Origin of the sequence: Bacillus cereus group sp. BceL291 (genome assembly GCF_051776705.1) — a bacterium.
Lineage (GTDB): Bacteria > Bacillota > Bacilli > Bacillales > Bacillaceae_G > Bacillus_A > Bacillus_A cereus.
On the sequence record NZ_JBPWAP010000271.1, the window covers coordinates 1 to 292 of the forward strand.

A 292-nucleotide genomic window follows, 5' to 3' on the forward strand; every position below is an offset into this window, starting at 1 on the left:
TATCATGAGAAAGTTCTCCATCAATATATGTTTGAATAAATCCGATATCATAACATTTCATTTGTTATGCCTCCTCCATTTGTTTATAAATCTTGCGAAATTTCATTTTGGCTCGGACCAATAATGTTCCAATAGAAGATATTTCAATTTGAAGTACTTCTGCAATTTCTTTATATTGAAAACCAGAGAATTTCATTAGTAAAAGGGTTCGTTCTCGATCATTCATTTTATTTAGTATCGTTTGGACCTTTGTAATTTCTTCTTTTCTTATCCAATCATCGTCTAATGATGA

At 29.8% G+C, this 292-nt stretch carries 1 protein-coding gene; it reads right to left on the reverse strand.

The window, feature by feature from the left end; translation table 11 throughout:
• Positions 1 to 64: 64 nt before the first annotated feature.
• The coding region (locus tag ACS2CR_RS34540) for a sigma factor-like helix-turn-helix DNA-binding protein (protein WP_438906172.1) at positions 65 to 292 on the reverse strand (228 nt) is incomplete at its 5' end.